The following is a 17,031-nucleotide window of genomic DNA, read 5'->3' on the forward strand; positions in this document are numbered from 1 at the left end:
TCCGGCCCCTCCGGAGACCCGAATCGTGCTGCTGCCGTGTCTTCCATGCCAAGAGTCTTCCAGGACCCACTGACATTTCCGCCGACAGAAGACCCGGTCACAGCGGTATTGTGGAAAACCGTGGAGACACGTTACTTGTGGACGATGAGTGAGGCCGAAGGGTGGGCGAGTGGTCCACGTCCGACGCGATGGGTAGAGCGCATCTCGAGCGCGCGCGACACTCGAACCGCAATGCCGAGAAGCTGTCGCCCACTCTGCTCACGTACCGGCTAGAGCTCTTCCTTCTCCCACGGCGCCGGGAAGGGGAAGTAGCGATTGAGAAACCCCAGAACAGCCCGGGTTCGCTCCGCGTCGCTCAACTCGGGATTCGAGCCATCATTGAGGCAGAACATGTCTTGGTCACGCTTGCGCAGCAGCCGCTCCAGCGCCGGGATCGAGCTCTTCAGCGTCGTTTCAATGTATTTGACCTTTGCCTGCCGCTGCTCAACGGCTCGACCCGTCATGAGGGCGTAGTAGTGGTAAAACGAGTTCGTTACCGAGATGTCCGTCGCCGACCGGAATCGCGCTGCCGCCGTGCGACGAAACTCGTCAGGAAACTCTCGTTCCATTTCGGCGAGCACGCTCACTCGCAGAGGTGCAGCGCAGTGCTCAAGGTGCCGAGTCGTGACCTTGCCGAACCGTGACCGCAGAACATCACGATTCACCCGAGCCGCATTCTCATGACCACTGCGCGCGGGATCGGTCTCACCTAAACCGATTCGTGTGCGGGCTTCGACGAACTTGGTGACTCCCCCGGGAGAAAAGAACATATCGGGACTCACTGGCCGCCCGAAGAACATGTCGTCGTTGGAATACAAGAAGTGCTCCGCGAGTCCCGGAATGTGGTGAAGCTGGCACTCTACCGCGTGCGAATTGTGGGTCGGCAGTACGCTCGGATCGGCGAAATGCTTCTCGGCAGGCACGAAGGTGACCTTGGGATGCCGCTGGATCCACGCCGGCGCGGGAGAGTCCGTCGCGATGAAAATGCGTCGAATCCACGGGGCGAAAAGGTAGATGCTGCGAAGCGCATACTTCAACTCATCGATTTGACGAAAGCGAGCCACCGAATCGTCGCCCTCCCCCACAACGACGCCGGACATCTGCTCACGGCGCTTCTTCTGGTACTCGGTGCTCGACCCGTCGACCCATGAGAACACCATGTCGATGTCGAAGCCGATATCGCTGGCGAGTTCCGCGAACATATTCTCGAGCGTGGGCCACTCTCGGCCGAAGCGCCGCACTGTCGCGATGACGGCTTCTGAACGGTCGAGCTGCTGTCGAGTAAGTGCGTTGGGCGTTGGAGCAACGATCGTCTGCTCGCCGAAGCTCCAGAACTCCAACTGCGGAGCCGTTTCTGGCCCATAGCGGAGTCGACCGATCGGCTCAACGCGGGGCCGGAACAGGCGAAGGACCTTCGCCTTCGGGTTTGTCGAGAGCCGACCGTCTGCGAGGAGCACCGGGCGCGCTTCTTTATCGACCACGTAAAACGGCGAACCTGAGACGTCGCGATTGTGCTTCTTCTTGAGTGTCAGCGCGTAGAACGGTTCGTTGGCAAACGACTCGGCGAAGGCTGCCTCCACCGCTCGGCGGTCTCGGCGATCGACGGCAATAGTTTCTTGGTCCTCCTCCCCTCGCACGAGGAGGTAGTCAATGCCGGCAGCGTCAAGCGCGTCGCCGATCGCGGTGAGATCCGCGATCATCGCGTCGCGGGGCGTGAACGTTCCGGTCGCGAGTGCATATTGCCCCTTGCGCTGTACGACGTCGTCGCGATCGAACGGGTTTCGCTCGTCGACGCGAATGACGGGTTCGTCGCTCCCCAGGCGCGGTGCGTCGTGGGCCGGTTCTGATGCGACCAGGCCGCTGGACTCGAAGGAGTACTCCTGGGGGCGGAATGCCACCGCAGCATCCGAGTCATATCTGTCGTCGTCTGGACTGGTCATCGCACCCCCCTGGTTTCTTCGTCAGTCTACGGCGACGGTGTGGACCGCACGAGGCCCGAGACCGCTGTGGTGCCCGGGCCCGTGCCGCACCTGCTAAATGACGTGCGCTACTTCTCGAGAGCGAAGCCGGTCGTCCAGCTCGTCTTCTCGTTGGCGGCGAGCGTGAGCTGCAGGAAGCCCAGCCCCTCGAGCTCTCGAGCGCGCTTCAGTGATCCGGCGTCCGTGGCCTGCAGGCCTGCCGACACGATGACGTCCGACAGTGACGCCTTCGCTTCAGCGCTGTCACCCGCGACCAGGACGACAGTCGGCGTCTGGCCGACGGTTCCGCTCGCGAGCGTTGCGGCAAAGTTCGTGTTGAACGCCTTGACGACGTTCGCAGCGGGCAACTTCGCCTGGATCTCAGCCGCAGCCGACGAATCTGCGGGCACAACGAGCGCGTCGAACGTGCTGAAGTCGAGGGGGTTCGTGAGATCCACGACCGTCTTCCCATTGAGCTGGTTTCCGTAGGTGGAGAGCACGTCATCGATTGCAGGGTACGGCAGCGCGAGAATGACGATATCGCCCGTGAGCTCGTCGCCCACGACTCCGGCCGAAACGGCCTCTGAGATGCGAGCCTTCTCGATGTCGCGAGCGATCACCTGTACAGAGTGTCCACCGTTCACGAGTCGGTTCGCGATGGCACTTCCCATGTTTCCCGCGCCAATGATGGAGATAGCGGTCATATGTATCCTCCTGATGTATGTAGTGGGAACTGCACGGCCGGCCGCTCCCAAACTAGTTGTTGCTACAAGTAGATTAGCAAGCCTTTAGTTGTAGCGTCAACTATCGGTAGAATGGGTGCATGACAGAACCGGAATGGCTCTCGCCCGAGCAGCTTGTCGCATGGACTCGGCTCGTCGCCGTCGTCGAGCTGTTGCCCGGGGCTCTCGACACTCAGCTTCAGCGCGACGCAGATCTGACGCATTTCGAATACTTCACCCTTGCGATGCTCTCGGAGGCCGAACACCGATCGTTGCGCATGACCGCGCTCGCGTCGCGCACGAATGCGACGCTTCCTCGCCTGTCTCACGTGGTCTCGCGGCTGGAGCGGCGCGGCTATGTGCGACGCACTCCCGACGTGGATGATCGTCGTGCAATCAACGCCCAGCTCACTGACGAGGGCTGGCAGAAGGTGCTCGCGACGGCTCCCGGGCACGTGGCGACGGTCCGGAGGAACGTCATCGACGCTCTCGACGATCGAGACACGGAAGACCTGCGCCGAATTATGGCAAAGGTGCTTGAGCGGCTTGACCCAGAAGGCCGATTCGGCATGACGACGGGCCCGATGTAGCGCTAGGACTGAGGGCCAGGCGCGACAGCGGAAGCGCGAGCATGGAGATCGGCGAGCTCGTCGAGCTGCCCGGCGAGTGCACGCTCGTGCCGCTCGCTCGCCGCAAAAACGCCGTCCGCGACATGCTCGGCAACCCACGCGATTTCGACGTTGCTGTGCACGCCGATCATTCCGAGGTTCGCAAGGACCGGCTGAAGGGCGACGACGGCCCGGGTTCCCCCGGCAAGGCCGCCGTAACTCACCAGCCCGACCGGCTTGTCGCTCCACTCGCGAAAGAGAAAATCCAGGGCGTTCTTGAGCGGTGCGCTGAAGCTGTGGTTGTACTCGGGCATGACGAACATGAACGCATCCGCGCCGTCGACCTGCCGGCTCCACCGCAGCGTGTGCTCATTGACATACGCGCGAAGCCGAGGGTGCTCCGGCTCGTCGAGGAACGGAAGCTGCAGCTGCGCGAGGTCAGCGACCTCGATCTCAAACCGGCCATGCTCTCGAGCGCGTTCGACAGCCCATTCGCCAACGGCCGCGCCGACGCGGCCCGGTCGCGTGCTCGCGATGACGAGGAGTAGGCGGGGCATCAGCCGACCTCGGCGAGTGGACGGTTCTCGAATCGCGCCCAGTCTCCGCTGATCGCCCCCGCGGCAGTGAGCAGCTTTGGCAGGTACTCATCGATGAGCGTCTCGACGCTCGTCTCAAGCGCGTGCGCGTTCACGTTGACGGCGGCCACAACGTCGCCGGCACCATTGCGAATGGGCGCTGCGATCGAGCGGATCGCGGGAGCGAGCTGCTGATCGGTGACAGCCCAGCCGGCCGCGCGGACCTCTCGTAGGGTCTCCTCAATCTCGTCGGCCTCTGGATGCCAGGTGGGCGTCACGCCCGACAGTGACGGGATCGTGAGAGTGCGCCGAAGCTCGTCAGGAGGCAGCGAGGCGAGCAGCACCTTCCCGAGCGAGGTCGACAGCGCGGGAAAGCGTGTCCCGATCGAGACCGAGAGCGTCACGAGCTTGGGTACGGCTACTCGCGAAACGTAGACGATGTCGGAACCCTCGAGCTGAGCGATCGAACACGATTGTCCGAGTGAGGCGCTCAGATCAACGAGGTGCGGGCGCGTGAGCTCCCAGATGCCGCTCGAGGACACGTAGGCCATGCCGAGGTCGAGGACCCGAGGTGTCAACGAGTAGGCGCCGTCGTCGGAGCGCACGTAACCGAGCTCATCGAGGGTCAGCAGAATGCGGCGCACAGTCGGCCGCGCGAGCCCCGTCTCGCTTGCGAGCTCGCTCAGACTGAGCACATTCCCTCGCGTGCCGAACGCGCGAATGACATCGAGACCTCGTGCTATCGCCTCAATGAATTCGGGACGCGTGCTTTCCCGCATGGTCCTCCTCGGTCAACTGTCCGATTTCCGACTCTACACAGGCTCGAGCACAAACTGCACCCTCCGGACGAAGACGTACGGATGCTTGACGTACAAGCAAAGCGGCGCTTCAATGGAGTATCGCTATACGGACAATTGTCCGAAACGATTGGGAGTAGCAATGACGCCATCCGCTCCGGCACCGAGTGCTGCCGAAGAAGCACTGCGGCAGCTCGCCGCCGAAAGTGCCGAGGGCCCGCTGGCCGGCCTGCTCATCGCGGACTTCTCGCGCGTTCTCGCGGGACCGTACGCCACGCAGCTGATGGCAGATCTCGGTGCGACCGTCGTGAAGGTCGAGAGCCCTGCCGGTGACGAGACCCGTTCCTGGTCCCCGCCGGAGCGCGACGGCGTCTCCACCTACTACCTGGGCATCAATCGCAACAAGTACGATGTGGTTCTCGACTTTCGTGACGAGGGCGATCGGAGTCTCGCGCTGGAACTCGCGCGTCGCGCCGACGTTGTGATCGAGAACTTCAAGCCGGGCGGGCTGCAGAAGTTCGGCCTCGACTACGAGTCCGTGGCCGCGGTGAACCCGGCGGTGATCTACGCCTCGATCAGCGGCTTCGGCTCGAAGAAAGGAGCGACGCTGCCCGGTTACGACCTGATCGTGCAGGCAGCATCCGGTCTCATGAGCCTGACGGGTTCGCCTGACGGCCCCGCCTATCGCAGCGGCGTTTCGGTGTTCGACATCATGACGGGAATGCAGGCCACGATCGGCATCCTCGCGGCGCTGAATCATCGCACTCAGACCGGCGACGGGCAGCACATCGAGGTGAACCTGCTCTCGACGGCTCTTTCCGCCATGGCCAACCACAGCTCGACGTATGTTGCCGGCGGGACGATTCCCTTCCGAATGGGGAACGCCCACCCCAGCCTCTTCCCCTACGAGCCGCTGCCAGCGAGCGACGGGGAGATCATTATCGTCGCCGCCAACGATCGACAGTTTGCGAAGCTCGCGGCTGCCATCGGGCGTTCGCACCTCGCCGACGATGAGCGTTTCACGACCACGGAAGAGCGCAACCGCAACCGAGGAGAGCTGCGGCTTCTGCTTGTCGACGCGCTCGCAGCTCACACCGCCGCAGAGTGGTTCGACATCCTCACCGATGCCGGAATCGCGTGCGGGCCGATCAACACGATCGATGGCGGCGTCGCGCTCGCGGAACGCCTCGGCCTCGACCCCATCGTGCAGGTCGGCGAGGGCGAGCAGTCCGTGCCGATGATCCGCAACCCGATAACGTTCTCGCGCACGCAGCCGCGATATGACTCGCCGCCGCCCGCCCTCGGGCAGGATGACGGCCGCATCAGGGCGTGGCTGAGCGGCACACCCGACCATTCAGACGGAGGATTCGCGAATGACTGAGTACCCAACGGGAATCGGAACGAGTACGCCCGAGTCGATCTCGCTGCTCGGGCAGGACCTCGCTGGCGAGCTCCTCGGCCAGGTCGGCTTCGGCGAACTTGCATATCGACTCGCGACGAAGCGCCAGCCGACGGCGGGCCAGCTCCGCGTATTCGAAGCGGTCCTCGTCTCGCTCGCAGACCACGGCTTCACTCCCACAGCTCTTGCCGCGCGCCTCACGTACTACAGCGCCCCCGATTCGCTGCAAGGCGCTGTTGCCGCGGGACTTCTCGGCGGCGGATCCCGGTTTCTCGGAGTCACCGAAGACACGGGCGCCTACCTCCACGGAATCGTGAAGAATCACGATGACACCGAAGGTTGGGGGAGCGACCGCTGGGACGATATCGCCCGCACCGCGATCACCGAGAGCCGCTCCGCCGGCGAGAAGATCCCGGGGCTTGGCCATCCCGTGCACAAGAACGGAGATCCTCGCACCCCGGTGATCATGAGGATCGCCGAGGAGTCCGGTGTAAAGGGCGCGCACTTGGAACTGTTCGAGGCCATCGGACGCGTGCACCCCGAGCTTCTCGGACGCACGCTCCCCCTCAACGGGGCCGGCGTCGCGGGTGCGGCCCTCGTCGATGCCGGGCTTCCCGTCAGCCTGCTCCGAGGCTTCGCGCTTCTTGCGCGCACGGCGGGACTCATTGGCCACATCGCCGAGGAAGATGAGAACCCCATCGGCCCCGCAATCTACACGCACGTCGACCGCAACGCGGTATACACGCCGCCCGCAGCACCGGGCGAGACGGCTCGCTGACCCCAGCCCTCAATCACCGACTCAAAGGAGAGAACATGGCGACACTGAGTGCGGTGCTCGCGACGACGCACCACCCGTTCTATCTGAAGGCGACCGAACTGACGCCGCCGGAAGAACGCATACCCCAGGCAGCAGAGTGGAAGCGAAAAGTCGAGGCGTACCGCGAGACGCTGACGGCAGCCGATCCAGACATTCTCGTGATGGTCGGCGCTGATCACTTCCATCAGTTCTTCTCCGATAACTATCCGACGTTCCTCATCGGAAAACAGCCCACATACGACGGAACGTTTTACAACGAGGAGCGCGAATTCAGCATCCCGAAATATGTTCTCGACGGGCATGAAGAGCTCTCGGGCTACATGCTCCAGGGCCTGCTCGACCGCGGCTTCGACTTCTCCGTCAGTCACGAGCTCAAGATCGACCATTCGATCATCTGCCCGATCATTACCACTCGACCTCAGGCCGATCTGCCGATCGTGCCCATCTACACAAACATCTTCGCGCCACCGCTTCCGTCCCCGAAGCGGTTCTGGGATCTCGGCCGGGCCATCCGCTCGATCATCGACGAGTACCCGTCCGACGCGAAGATCGCAGCCGTTGGCAGCGGACACCTGTCGCTCGAGCTCGGTGGGCCCCGGCAGTTCGGTGAAACGGGGCCGGATCCCGAGTTCGACAGGCAGGCGATCGAGTGGCTGAGCACGGGCAACGTTGACGCGATTCTCGAGAATGTGACGCACGAAAGCATGGCTGGAGCCGGGAACGCAACACACGGTTTCATGGACCTCATCCTCATGATGGGCATCGCCGGCCCGGAGGCCGCTGCCTACACGGACAGCCTCGATCTCTTCCACACGATGGAGGCCTACATCACCTGGTACCCGAACGGAGATCCGCGATGAGCACGTACTACGTGAACAAGTTTCTCTATCAAGTTGACCGGGATCCCGAGCTCCTCGCGCAATACAAGGCGAACCCTCAGTCGATGGTCGATGACTGGGATGCCGATTTCGGACGTCGCCTCGGTAACGGCGCGACGGTCGAGCGCACGAGTTGGCTCTCGCTTGAACCGGAGGAGCGCCAGGCGCTCGTCGACCACGACTACGTGGCGCTGTTCGAGATGGGTGCCCACTTCTTCCTCACGCTCACCATCTTCATCGCCATCTACGAGGAAGACTATGCCGCCCAGCACGGGCCGCTGTCGTTCCAGCGCGAGTACGCATCGAAGCTCTCCCATTGGCTTGGCACGAGCTACCCGAGCGTCGCGCTCTGAACAGAGCAGCATCCATTCCCCGCCACCCCCAGGCAAAGGAGCCGAACAATGACACAGGAGACAACCCCACTTCCCCGCGACGGTCAGCCGATCGTGTTTCGCAACGGCACGGTGCTGACGATGAACGGCCGACGCGACGTCCTGCACAAGGGCGACGTGCTGGTCTCGAGAGACACCATCGACGCCGTGGGCACGGCGCTCGAGGTGCCAGAAGGCACATTCGAGATCGACGCCGACGGCGGCATCCTCATGCCCGGCATGATCGACACTCACCGGCACATGTGGCAGACCGCCATGCGGGGCTACGGCGCCGATTGGACGCTCACGCAGTACTTCGTCTGGTACTACCTCGAGTATGGCAAGCACTTCCGACCGCAAGACATCTACGCCGGCAACGCGCTTTCGGCCATGGACGCGATCGACGCCGGAGTCACGACGACCGTCGATTGGTCGCACGGGCTGCGGACCATTGAGCACGCGGAAGCAGCACTCGACGCTCTTCGCGCTTCGACGGGACGCTTCGTCTTCGCGCCGGGGAACATCTTCGGCGCACCATGGGAGTGGGCGTCCAACCCCGAGTTCACGCGGTTCATCCGTGACAACAACACCGAGTCGGAGATGCTTCGATTCCAGCTTGCATTCGATGTCACGGGCGATCCTGAATTTCCCGAGCGAGGTGCTTTTGAGACGGCGCGCGAGCTCGGCCTCCCCGTGACGACGCATGCGGGAGTGTGGGGAGCGACGAATGACGACGGCATCCGCCTGATGTATGAAAACGGCTTCATGACGCCCGAGACCGTCTATGTGCACGCGGCGACGCTGAACAACGACTCCTATCAGCGCATCGCGGCAACCGGCGGCTCCGTTTCTCTCTCGACCGAGAGCGAGCAGAGTTGCGGGCAGGGCTACCCACCGTCGTGGGTGCTCCGGACCCACGCGATCCCCATGTCGCTTTCCGTCGACACGAGTGTCTGGTTCTCGAGTGACCTGTTCTCAGCGATGCGAGCCACTCTCGGCGCCGACCGCGCCTGGGAGCACATCAAGGCACACGAGAAGGGAGACACCATCACGCATTCCCACCTGCGCGCCGAACACGTCGTGGAGTGGTCGACGCTGGGTGGCGCGAAGGCTCTCGGAATCGACGATCTCGTCGGAAGTCTGGAGCCTGGAAAGAAGGCCGACGTGGTGCTCGTCAAGAACGATACGTCGCCGACGATGTTCCCGATCATGAATCCGTACGGACACATTGCCCTGCAGGCAGGGCGCGCAGACGTGCACACCGTGCTCGTCAACGGAGCGATCGCAAAGTTCCAGAACGAACTTCTCGATTCCGAGGTCGCGCGCGCGAAGGCAGACGTCGAGCAGACTGTCGATTATCTGCGGAGCACACTCGGCGACGACGTCTGGGAGTCCGGAATGAACCCAGAGATACCCGAGACTAAGGTGCTCGACAATCCGTACATGTACACCGACTACCGCAGTGACGCGACCCATCGGGGAGCGGAGCCCGAGGACGCGGAGCCCGCCGTGAGCTGACGTTGTGAGCGCGCCGTGTTCGCTGTGGGCGAGGCATAAGCGTTAGCACTCGGAATAGGAGAGTGCTAATCTCAGTTGTAGTTGAGTAAGACACACTCAAGTTTTGGAGGAGACCTCATGGCTACAACATTCGACCCGTTCCGGGAGTTCGCGACGCTTGCGGGCGCACTTGCCGATGCACCGTCGGGACCTCGACGGATGCCGATGGATCTGTACCGCGACGGCGACACCTACGTGCTGAACGCCGACCTTCCGGGAATCGACCCGGGCTCGGTCGACATCGACGTGGACGGGCAGCTCCTGACGATCCGCGCCGAGCGCACGGTGAGCAGCGGCGACGGCGTGAAGTGGATCACGCGTGAGCGCGGAACGGCCTCGTACCTGCGCCAGCTCAGCCTCGGCCAGGGAATCGACACCGAGAAGATCAGCGCGACCTACGACAATGGGGTGCTCAGCATCATGATCCCCGTGAGCGAGCGCGCGAAGCCCCGCAAGATCGCTGTGACCTCTGCCGGATCGGACGAATCCGCGGAGCTCAGCGATGCCACCACGGTATAACGCCCCAGTGCAGAAGCGGCCGTCGACCACCCGGTCGGCGGCCGTTTCGCGCATCGGGCAGGCGCAGCACAGCTAATCGCTGTAGGGTTTTTGGTCGTCCCCGATTCGAAAGTGCTTATGTCTGAGAGCCCCCTCGACGAGAGCCCGTACGACGTGCTCGGCGTCGATCGCACCGCGAGCAATGAGGAGCTTCGCCGTGCATACCGTCGGCGTGCGCGGCAGACACATCCTGACCTCGGGGGAAGCGCCGCCACATTCAACGCCGTACAGCTCGCGTGGGAGCAGCTCGGCACTCCCGAATCACGGGCAGCGTACGATCGGGGCGCGTCGGCTCGACCAGCATCCGCCCCCGCATCTGACGAGTCGGAACACGTGTGGGCAACGAGCCGATCGCGATCGACGCAGCGCGATTCACGCCCCAAGGCGCGCATGTACGGACACCCCGGAGGCCGGGCGCGCGATCGATTCACCACGCTGATGCGCGAATGGGTCGGCCGCGGCAGCGAGCCCGTCGACATCTACGACGACGCGCTCATTCGCCGCGCGCCGAGCGAAATCAAGCACGCCCTCGCCGACGCGCTCGCTGAAGAGGCGACGGCCCGCGCGCTCGGCGACCTCGGCATGGGCTACACCGTGTGGCACGGGGTCGCGACCGAGCGCGGAAGCGACACATGGGTCGTTGATGCGGATGCTGCCGCAAGCGACACCCGCAAGATCGACCACGTCGTGCTGGGCCCGAGCGGCCTGTTCGCTGTGCAGTCAGAGGACTGGGGAGCACCTGCACGGCCCCGCCGCGGAGACCTCATCAGCGAGGGGCTGGCAAAGGGGGAGAAGCCGGTGCACGCGCTTGCGACCCGCGCGAAGGCCGTCGCCCGCGCTGCTCGCGTGAAGTTCACGGCCCTCATCGTCGTGCTGCCCGACAACGCCCTCGACGGCGCGATCACGGCACTCGGGCGAACGCGCGGCCTGCCGGCTTTCGCCGTGCAACGCTCCGTGATCGGCCACTTTCTGCGCACCGGGGTTCCGGATGCGCCGCGACCGGCAGGTACGGACATGTTCGAGGTGCGCACACGGCTGCAGAACAGCATCCGTCTGGTCTGATTTCCGTCGCGCGGGGGATGTGTCGCAACTGACCCGCCGCGTACCGTTGTGGCCAGAATCAGTCGAGCGGCGGCCGCGGAGGCGAGAGCATGAGCAAGCGCACCAGAGAGGCGAACATGGGCGCCGGCCTGGCGATCGGTATCGGCGTCGGCATGGCGATGGGTGTCGCATTGGACAACATCGGAACCGGCTTGTCGATCGGTATCGCGATCGGTATTGCGTTCGGCATCGCGTTCAACGCCGAGAAGAAGAGCGACGGGCCGAAGGACGACCCAGAGGACGGCTCCGGCCCCGAGCGGCCGGAGCCGTGACATCGGGTCTCTCGCTCAAACCGGTCGAGGTGCCCCGAGCCGACGGCGATTGCGCAGCGCGATGACGACGGCGATCGGCTTGATCAGCAGGTTCTCGCCGAGGCGATAGTCCTCGCCCCGCACGAGGCGCGCGGCAAGATCCGGTCGTTGCTCGGCGAGAAAAGCGCGACCGAACTCGGCGTGCATGGAGTCGGAGACGACCTTGATGCGGTCGGCATCCTCGACCAGCGGAATCGCATTCTCGATGTTCTGCCACGTTGAACGGCTCTCACCGTCTAGGCGCATCGGCCCGGAGTACCCGCGCTGCTGCGCATAGCGGGCCATGATCTCGGCCTCGGGCGTGCTGCTGGCAACCGGCCCGCCGCAGAGCACGAGAACGCTGCGTGATGCATGCGGGTCGATCGAGCGGATGCCGGCGCGAACGCGACTGCGATTGATGATGTTCGCACGGCTTCCGCGGTTCTTGTAGCCAAGAACGACGACGGCCTCGGTCGCGCCCCGAACGTCGGCATCGCCCAGCTGACGCGTGCTCGCGCGCCAGTGCAGCAGCTCAGCACAGGCAAGGATGCTGCCGGCGGCAGCAAGTGGAAGGGCGATGCCGAGAACCCGCAGTACGCGCATCGTGGCTCAATCGGCGAGCGAGAGGGCGACGCCATCGAGAATGTCGTGCTCGCTCGTGACCACGGAGTCGAGTGAGCCGCCTGCCGCCGCAACCGCGTCGACGGTCCGCGTGAGCACGGTGTGCCACGTGATCGCGCCCGCGGCGATGACATCGACGCGCCCCGGGTGCATGTAGGGGAGCGCCGCACGTTGCTCGCGGGGCATGGCCGCCAGCTCATCGCACGCGGCGAGCATCGCCGACATGCTCGAGCGCGTGCCATTGATCGCACCCGGATCGTAGCGATCGAGGCGGAGAGCGTGCGCCGTGAGCGTCGTGATGGTTCCGGCGACACCGACAACCTCGCGCACGCGACCGAGATCGACGGACGCTGCCGCGCCATCGATTGCGGCGTTGACGTCGCGCACGATGCCCGCCCGGTCGTCGGCCGACGGCGGGTCGCTCGTGACGTTGCGTTCGGTCATGCGCACACAGCCGACGTCCATAGAGAACGACGAGAGGTCGCCGCCGTCGCCGAGCACGAGCTCGGTCGAGCCGCCGCCGAGATCGACGACGAGGCGCCCGGGGCCGGGAGGGAGCACGCTCGTGGCGCCGCGGAACGAGAGCTCGGCCTCTTCGGTGCCCGCGAGCACTTCGGGCTCGACGCCAATGATGTCGCGGACGGCATCGATGAAGACGAGCCGGTTCGCAGCATCCCGAGTCGCCGACGTCGCGACGAAGCGCACACGTTCAACGTCGCTGTCGCGGCATTGTGCGGCGTACTCGCGGGTGGTGTCGAGTGTGCGGTCGAGGGCGGCGTCATCGAAACGGCCCGTGCGGTCGACGCCTTGCCCGAGGCGAACGACCTTGAGCGTGCGCGCGACGTCGGTGAGTTTTCCGTCGGCGACATCGGCGATGAGCAGGCGAATGGAGTTGGTGCCACAGTCGATGGCGGCGACGCGGGTCATGAATACTCCTTCTGAGAGACGCGAGTTTCACTGTAGTCGCCGTGAAGCGCCGAGGTTCTCACGTCAGCTTGCGGTACGAGTGCGCCTTCACGCGCTCGCCGACGACACTCCACGGATGCGGTTGCGCGGCGTACATGTCGTCGACCAGCTGCTGGTCAACGTCGTCGTAGGCGTAGAGACCGCCGGATTCGAATTGCACCAGCAGGGTGCGCGTGCCCGGGTCGTATGCGACAGCATCCAGCGCATCGGACTCGATCGGCTCCAATCTCATGGCATCCATTCCATACCACGGTGGCGCGGTGCCGCTAGGGCGGCGGGTAGAGGCGAATCGCGGTGCGCGACGGGCTGATGTCCCACGAGCGGTCGGGTGGCGTTCCTGCCATCGTTACGTGGCGCTGACGCTGGCTCGCGCGCACATCGGCGTCGAGCGCGTCGATGTCGACGTGGCTGAGCAGACGTTCTCGCAAGCGATCGACGATACCTGCATCGTCGGGCAGCGGCGCGAGGTTGCGCAGCTCATGGGGGTCGGCATCGAGGTCGAAGAGCAGTGCCGGCTGATTGCGGACGTAAACGTACTTGTATCTTCCCGCCCGCAGCGCGAGCAGCGGTTCGAGCGTTCCCTCGGCGAGATACTCGAACTCGGCTTCGTCTCGCCCCGGCGACCGTGGATCATGCAAGACCGGGGCGAGGGATTCCCCGTCGAGCTCGGCGATATGGGCTGCCGCGTCCGGGACATTGCCGATCTCCATGAGCGTTGGCGTCAGGTCAACGAGGGAGACGACGCCGGGGCGTCGTCCTGGTTGAACGCCGGTTCCGCTGACCAGCAGCGGAACTTTTGCTGAGCCCTCACGATAGGTGCGCTTGAACCACATGCCGTGCTCGCCGAGCATCTCGCTGTGGTCGCTCGTGAACACCACGACCGTGTCGTCACGCAGCCCGAGCCGATCCAGTTCTGCGAGCAGGCGGCCAACGAGGTCGTCGACGTACGAGACGACGGCGAAGTACGCTCGCCGTGCCGTCTGTGTCTCTTGCTCGCTCAGGGGGAACCTGTCGGCCTCGTGGTGTATCTGGATCCACTGGTCGAACGGGTGCAGCTCGTCGAACGGAACGGCAGGATCGTTCGGCGGAGGGATCTCGACGTCATCGTAGCGATGCCAGTACTCGGCGGGGACGATGAAGGGGTCGTGCGGGTGCACGAAAGACGAGCACAGCAGAAACGGTACGCTGTCGGCGGCGAGGGCGCGCAAGCGGGTCAGAGACGTGTGCAGAACCTCTTCGTCGTAGGCCAGCTGCTGACTCCACGGCTGAACCGGGTCGCCGCGCAGCCGCGTGACGCTCGTGCCCGGATTCGCAGTGGCACCATCGGTCCAATCGGGTGTGAGCGCATAGGATGCCGGCGCAGAGTCAGAGGTGAGGCGTTCGTCGAAGCCGTGCATCTGGTCGGGTCCCGCGAAATGCATTTTTCCCGAGAGAACGGTCGTGTAGCCCGCGCGGTTGAGGTGATGCGCGAGCGTGGGAACGCGCGCCGGCAGTTCGGATCCGTTGTCGTAAATGCCGAGGTTGCGGCCAAGTCGTCCCGTGAGGAGAGAGGCGCGGGAGGGGAGGCAGATTGGCGACGTGCAGTAGGCGTTCTCGAAAACCGCGCTCTGATCGACAAGCTCGTCGAGATGTGGTGTGACAACGCTCGGATGCCCGAGTGCCGAGATCACGTCGTGGGCCATCTGGTCGACGACAATGAGAAGGATATTGGGACGATCCATGTCGCTCCTTCGCGGCTGACTCCCTCTGACAACGATCCACAGATGTGGTCAGAGCGCACGGGTTCACGCGCGTGGGGCGTGCACTTGACGTGGTATTTGTTAAGACAATAAGATGTAAACAAGCTTGAGCACTTCACGAGAGAGCGATACACCGACGTATGACCACCCAGAACGAACCATTCGACCTGATCACCATCGGCCGGATCGGCACAGACATCTACCCGCTCCAAGACGGCGTGGGTCTCGAAGAGGTCGAGACGTTCGGCAAGTACCTCGGTGGAAGCGCGACGAACGTCGCTGTCGCCGCCGCACGACACGGGCTTCACTCCGCCGTGGTCACCGGCGTTGGTGATGATCCGTTCGGCCGATTCTGCATTCGCGAGGCGGGACGTCTTGGGGTCGACAACCGCTTCATCATGGTCGACGACGAGAACCCCACACCCGTGACATTCTGCGAGATCTTTCCTCCAGACGACTTTCCGCTCTACTTTTACCGCAAGCCGAAGGCCCCCGACCTGAACATCACGCCGGAGCACCTCGACCTCGAAGCGATCCGGCATGCGCGCATCTACTGGTCGACGGTCACGGGACTGTCGGAAGAGCCGAGCCGCGGATCTCACTTTGCCGCATGGGACGCACGCGAGCGCCGAGAGCACACGATTCTCGACCTCGACTACCGTCCCATGTTCTGGGAGTCGGCCGAGGCAGCACGCGAGCAGGTTCAGAAGGCGCTCGAGCATGTGACCGTCGCGGTCGGCAACAAAGAGGAGTGCGAGGTCGCGGTGGGGGAGACAGACCCCGAGCGCGCTGCCGACGCGCTGCTCGAACGCGGCGTCGAGATCGCGATCGTCAAGCAGGGACCCAAGGGTGTTCTCGCGAAGACCCGCGACGAGAGCGTCATCGTTCCGCCGTACTTCGTCGACGTGGTCAACGGGCTCGGAGCCGGCGACAGCTTCGGCGGAGCTCTCGCCTTCGGGCTGCTGAGCGAGTGGTCGCTCGACCGCATCCTGCGCTTCGCCAACGTGGCTGGGGCGATCGTCGCCTCTCGCCGCGAGTGCTCCACGGCGATGCCCGAGACTCACGAGATCGACAAGGTTCTGAAGGAGAGCGACTATGTCGGCAACTGACACCGTGACGGCAGCGCCGATCATTACACCGCAGCAGTTCGAGCAACTGCGCGAGACGCGCGCCTTTCACCCTGAGAAGGTTGCCGCCGCGCATGCCGCTCGCACGCGCCGCCCCCTTCTGACCGACGGCCGCCTCTTCATCGTCGCCGCTGATCACCCGGCTCGTGGGGCGCTCGGCGTGCGCGACGATCAGATGGCGATGGCCGACCGCTACGATCTGCTCAACAGGCTCGCCCTCGCCGTGAGCCGCCCGGGCGTCGACGGCGTGCTCGGAACGCCCGACATCATCGACGATCTCGCCCTGCTCGGCGTTCTCGACGACAAGGTGGTCGTCGGCTCGATGAACCGCGGAGGGCTCAAGGGTGCTGCCTTCGAGATGGACGACCGCGTCACCGCGTACGACATCGACTCGATTGTGCGCGACCGGCTCGACTTCGCGAAGACGCTTCTGCGCGTCAACCTCGACGACGCGGCAACCGAGAACACGCTCGTTGCCAATGCGCACGCGGTGTCGGATGCTGCCGCAGCATCCGTTCCCATCATGGTCGAGCCGTTCATGAGCGACTGGAAGGGTGACGCCGTGGTCAACGACCTCTCGACGGAGGCCGTCATCAGGAGCGTCGCGATCGCGCAGGGCCTCGGCACGAGCTCGGCCTACACGTGGCTCAAGCTTCCCGTCGTCGACGAGATGGAACGCGTCATGGCGTCGACGACGCTTCCGACGCTGCTTCTGGGCGGCGACCCCTCGGGTCAGCCCGAAGAGACCTACCGCCGCTGGGAGAACGCGCTCGCGCTGCCCGGCGTGCGCGGTCTCGTCGTGGGCAGAACCCTCGTGTACCCGCCGGACGGCGACGTGGCGCACGCCGTCGACACCGCTGCCGAACTCGTGCATCAGCGCACGAACTGAGACTTGTCAAAGGAGAGAA

19 protein-coding genes are annotated in these 17,031 nt (G+C 64.4%); 11 read left to right on the top strand and 8 right to left on the bottom strand.

All coding sequences use genetic code 11. The annotated features are described in order from the left end of the window. Window positions 1–269 precede the first annotated feature (269 nt). A complete protein-coding gene (locus tag ATJ78_RS03040) occupies window positions 270–1,979 on the bottom strand; it encodes a stealth family protein (protein WP_098406248.1) in 1,710 nt (569 codons plus the stop codon). A gap of 107 nt (window positions 1,980–2,086) precedes the next feature. Beyond that, window positions 2,087–2,701: an NADPH-dependent F420 reductase gene (locus ATJ78_RS03045; protein WP_098406249.1), complete on the bottom strand. Its 615-nt coding sequence runs from the start codon at window positions 2,699–2,701 to the stop codon at window positions 2,087–2,089. 119 nt (window positions 2,702–2,820) lie between these two features. On the opposite strand from ATJ78_RS03045, the gene ATJ78_RS03050 reads away from it, so the two are divergent. Then, the gene (locus tag ATJ78_RS03050) at window positions 2,821–3,309 is read left to right on the top strand and encodes a MarR family winged helix-turn-helix transcriptional regulator (protein ID WP_098406250.1); all 489 of its coding nucleotides are present in this window, start codon (window positions 2,821–2,823) and stop codon (window positions 3,307–3,309) included. A gap of 2 nt (window positions 3,310–3,311) precedes the next feature. Here ATJ78_RS03050 and ATJ78_RS03055 read toward each other — a convergent pair whose 3' ends face one another. Further along, the gene (locus ATJ78_RS03055; RefSeq protein WP_098406251.1) at window positions 3,312–3,884 is read right to left on the bottom strand and encodes an NADPH-dependent FMN reductase; all 573 of its coding nucleotides are present in this window, start codon (window positions 3,882–3,884) and stop codon (window positions 3,312–3,314) included. Then, the gene (locus ATJ78_RS03060) at window positions 3,884–4,681 is read right to left on the bottom strand and encodes an IclR family transcriptional regulator domain-containing protein (RefSeq protein ID WP_098406252.1); all 798 of its coding nucleotides are present in this window, start codon (window positions 4,679–4,681) and stop codon (window positions 3,884–3,886) included. Before ATJ78_RS03060 ends, ATJ78_RS03055 begins: the two co-directional genes overlap by 1 nt. Before the next feature lie 160 nt (window positions 4,682–4,841). Between ATJ78_RS03060 and ATJ78_RS03065 the strand changes: the two genes are divergently transcribed. The 8 genes from ATJ78_RS03065 to ATJ78_RS03100 all read left to right on the top strand — a co-directional run bounded on the left by ATJ78_RS03065 (window position 4,842) and on the right by ATJ78_RS03100 (window position 11,652). Beyond that, the gene (locus ATJ78_RS03065; RefSeq protein WP_098406253.1) at window positions 4,842–6,080 is read left to right on the top strand and encodes a CaiB/BaiF CoA transferase family protein; all 1,239 of its coding nucleotides are present in this window, start codon (window positions 4,842–4,844) and stop codon (window positions 6,078–6,080) included. Continuing rightward, entirely contained in the window at window positions 6,073–6,876 is an 804-nt protein-coding gene (locus ATJ78_RS03070; RefSeq protein WP_098406254.1) for a citryl-CoA lyase, read from the top strand. The genes ATJ78_RS03065 and ATJ78_RS03070 overlap by 8 nt, the downstream gene beginning before the upstream one ends. Before the next feature lie 35 nt (window positions 6,877–6,911). Continuing rightward, a complete protein-coding gene (locus ATJ78_RS03075; protein ID WP_098406255.1) occupies window positions 6,912–7,775 on the top strand; it encodes a DODA-type extradiol aromatic ring-opening family dioxygenase in 864 nt (287 codons plus the stop codon). Beyond that, on the top strand, window positions 7,772–8,146 hold the full coding sequence (locus tag ATJ78_RS03080; protein ID WP_098406256.1) for a hypothetical protein: 375 nt from the start codon (window positions 7,772–7,774) through the stop codon (window positions 8,144–8,146). The genes ATJ78_RS03075 and ATJ78_RS03080 overlap by 4 nt, the downstream gene beginning before the upstream one ends. A gap of 48 nt (window positions 8,147–8,194) precedes the next feature. Then, window positions 8,195–9,682 carry an amidohydrolase family protein gene (locus ATJ78_RS03085; protein ID WP_098406257.1) on the top strand — a complete coding sequence of 496 codons (1,488 nt, stop codon included), beginning with the start codon at window positions 8,195–8,197 and terminating at the stop codon, window positions 9,680–9,682. Window positions 9,683–9,799: 117 nt separating this feature from the next. Next, a complete protein-coding gene (locus ATJ78_RS03090; RefSeq protein WP_098406258.1) occupies window positions 9,800–10,240 on the top strand; it encodes an Hsp20/alpha crystallin family protein in 441 nt (146 codons plus the stop codon). A 117-nt stretch (window positions 10,241–10,357) separates the two neighbouring features. Continuing rightward, window positions 10,358–11,341, top strand: a complete 984-nt coding sequence (locus ATJ78_RS03095; protein ID WP_098406259.1) for a J domain-containing protein — start codon at window positions 10,358–10,360, stop codon at window positions 11,339–11,341. An 89-nt stretch (window positions 11,342–11,430) separates the two neighbouring features. After that, the gene (locus ATJ78_RS03100; protein ID WP_098406260.1) at window positions 11,431–11,652 is read left to right on the top strand and encodes a glycine zipper domain-containing protein; all 222 of its coding nucleotides are present in this window, start codon (window positions 11,431–11,433) and stop codon (window positions 11,650–11,652) included. Window positions 11,653–11,667: 15 nt separating this feature from the next. Here ATJ78_RS03100 and ATJ78_RS03105 read toward each other — a convergent pair whose 3' ends face one another. From ATJ78_RS03105 to betC, 4 genes are read right to left on the bottom strand one after another with little or no spacing between them, the layout of a single operon-like run. Then, on the bottom strand, window positions 11,668–12,273 hold the full coding sequence (locus tag ATJ78_RS03105) for a YdcF family protein (protein WP_098406261.1): 606 nt from the start codon (window positions 12,271–12,273) through the stop codon (window positions 11,668–11,670). A 6-nt stretch (window positions 12,274–12,279) separates the two neighbouring features. After that, entirely contained in the window at window positions 12,280–13,218 is a 939-nt protein-coding gene (locus ATJ78_RS03110) for a Ppx/GppA phosphatase family protein (RefSeq protein ID WP_098406262.1), read from the bottom strand. A gap of 58 nt (window positions 13,219–13,276) precedes the next feature. Then, complete coding sequence (locus ATJ78_RS03115; protein ID WP_169923372.1) at window positions 13,277–13,489, bottom strand: KTSC domain-containing protein; 213 nt, start codon at window positions 13,487–13,489, stop codon at window positions 13,277–13,279. Window positions 13,490–13,523: 34 nt separating this feature from the next. Then, window positions 13,524–14,978: a choline-sulfatase gene (gene betC, locus ATJ78_RS03120; protein ID WP_098406264.1), complete on the bottom strand. Its 1,455-nt coding sequence runs from the start codon at window positions 14,976–14,978 to the stop codon at window positions 13,524–13,526. A gap of 158 nt (window positions 14,979–15,136) precedes the next feature. Between betC and iolC the strand changes: the two genes are divergently transcribed. Together iolC and ATJ78_RS03130 are read left to right on the top strand one after the other, a co-directional pair. Then, a complete protein-coding gene (gene iolC / locus ATJ78_RS03125) occupies window positions 15,137–16,105 on the top strand; it encodes a 5-dehydro-2-deoxygluconokinase (RefSeq protein WP_098406265.1) in 969 nt (322 codons plus the stop codon). Beyond that, entirely contained in the window at window positions 16,092–17,012 is a 921-nt protein-coding gene (locus tag ATJ78_RS03130) for a Cgl0159 family (beta/alpha)8-fold protein (protein WP_098406266.1), read from the top strand. Before iolC ends, ATJ78_RS03130 begins: the two co-directional genes overlap by 14 nt. The last annotated feature ends 19 nt before the right edge of the window (window positions 17,013–17,031 follow it).

Source organism: Paramicrobacterium agarici (assembly GCF_002563955.1).
In the GTDB taxonomy this organism is placed as follows: Bacteria; Actinomycetota; Actinomycetes; order Actinomycetales; family Microbacteriaceae; genus Paramicrobacterium; species Paramicrobacterium agarici.

Excerpts from the sequence above, each read along its gene's own strand:
- ATJ78_RS03100 (WP_098406260.1), top strand. The coding sequence starts at position 11,431 with ATGAGCAAGCGCACCAGAGAGGCGAACATGGGCGCCGGCCTGGCGATC.
- ATJ78_RS03110 (WP_098406262.1), bottom strand. The coding sequence starts at position 13,218 with ATGACCCGCGTCGCCGCCATCGACTGTGGCACCAACTCCATTCGCCTG.
- ATJ78_RS03115 (WP_169923372.1), bottom strand. The coding sequence starts at position 13,489 with ATGAGATTGGAGCCGATCGAGTCCGATGCGCTGGATGCTGTCGCATAC.
- ATJ78_RS03070 (WP_098406254.1), top strand. The coding sequence starts at position 6,073 with ATGACTGAGTACCCAACGGGAATCGGAACGAGTACGCCCGAGTCGATC.
- ATJ78_RS03085 (WP_098406257.1), top strand. The coding sequence starts at position 8,195 with ATGACACAGGAGACAACCCCACTTCCCCGCGACGGTCAGCCGATCGTG.
- ATJ78_RS03045 (WP_098406249.1), bottom strand. The coding sequence starts at position 2,701 with ATGACCGCTATCTCCATCATTGGCGCGGGAAACATGGGAAGTGCCATC.
- ATJ78_RS03090 (WP_098406258.1), top strand. The coding sequence starts at position 9,800 with ATGGCTACAACATTCGACCCGTTCCGGGAGTTCGCGACGCTTGCGGGC.
- ATJ78_RS03060 (WP_098406252.1), bottom strand. The coding sequence starts at position 4,681 with ATGCGGGAAAGCACGCGTCCCGAATTCATTGAGGCGATAGCACGAGGT.
- ATJ78_RS03130 (WP_098406266.1), top strand. The coding sequence starts at position 16,092 with ATGTCGGCAACTGACACCGTGACGGCAGCGCCGATCATTACACCGCAG.
- ATJ78_RS03075 (WP_098406255.1), top strand. The coding sequence starts at position 6,912 with ATGGCGACACTGAGTGCGGTGCTCGCGACGACGCACCACCCGTTCTAT.
- ATJ78_RS03055 (WP_098406251.1), bottom strand. The coding sequence starts at position 3,884 with ATGCCCCGCCTACTCCTCGTCATCGCGAGCACGCGACCGGGCCGCGTC.
- ATJ78_RS03105 (WP_098406261.1), bottom strand. The coding sequence starts at position 12,273 with ATGCGCGTACTGCGGGTTCTCGGCATCGCCCTTCCACTTGCTGCCGCC.
- ATJ78_RS03065 (WP_098406253.1), top strand. The coding sequence starts at position 4,842 with ATGACGCCATCCGCTCCGGCACCGAGTGCTGCCGAAGAAGCACTGCGG.
- ATJ78_RS03095 (WP_098406259.1), top strand. The coding sequence starts at position 10,358 with ATGTCTGAGAGCCCCCTCGACGAGAGCCCGTACGACGTGCTCGGCGTC.
- ATJ78_RS03080 (WP_098406256.1), top strand. The coding sequence starts at position 7,772 with ATGAGCACGTACTACGTGAACAAGTTTCTCTATCAAGTTGACCGGGAT.
- ATJ78_RS03040 (WP_098406248.1), bottom strand. The coding sequence starts at position 1,979 with ATGACCAGTCCAGACGACGACAGATATGACTCGGATGCTGCGGTGGCA.
- betC (WP_098406264.1), bottom strand. The coding sequence starts at position 14,978 with ATGGATCGTCCCAATATCCTTCTCATTGTCGTCGACCAGATGGCCCAC.
- iolC (WP_098406265.1), top strand. The coding sequence starts at position 15,137 with ATGACCACCCAGAACGAACCATTCGACCTGATCACCATCGGCCGGATC.
- ATJ78_RS03050 (WP_098406250.1), top strand. The coding sequence starts at position 2,821 with ATGACAGAACCGGAATGGCTCTCGCCCGAGCAGCTTGTCGCATGGACT.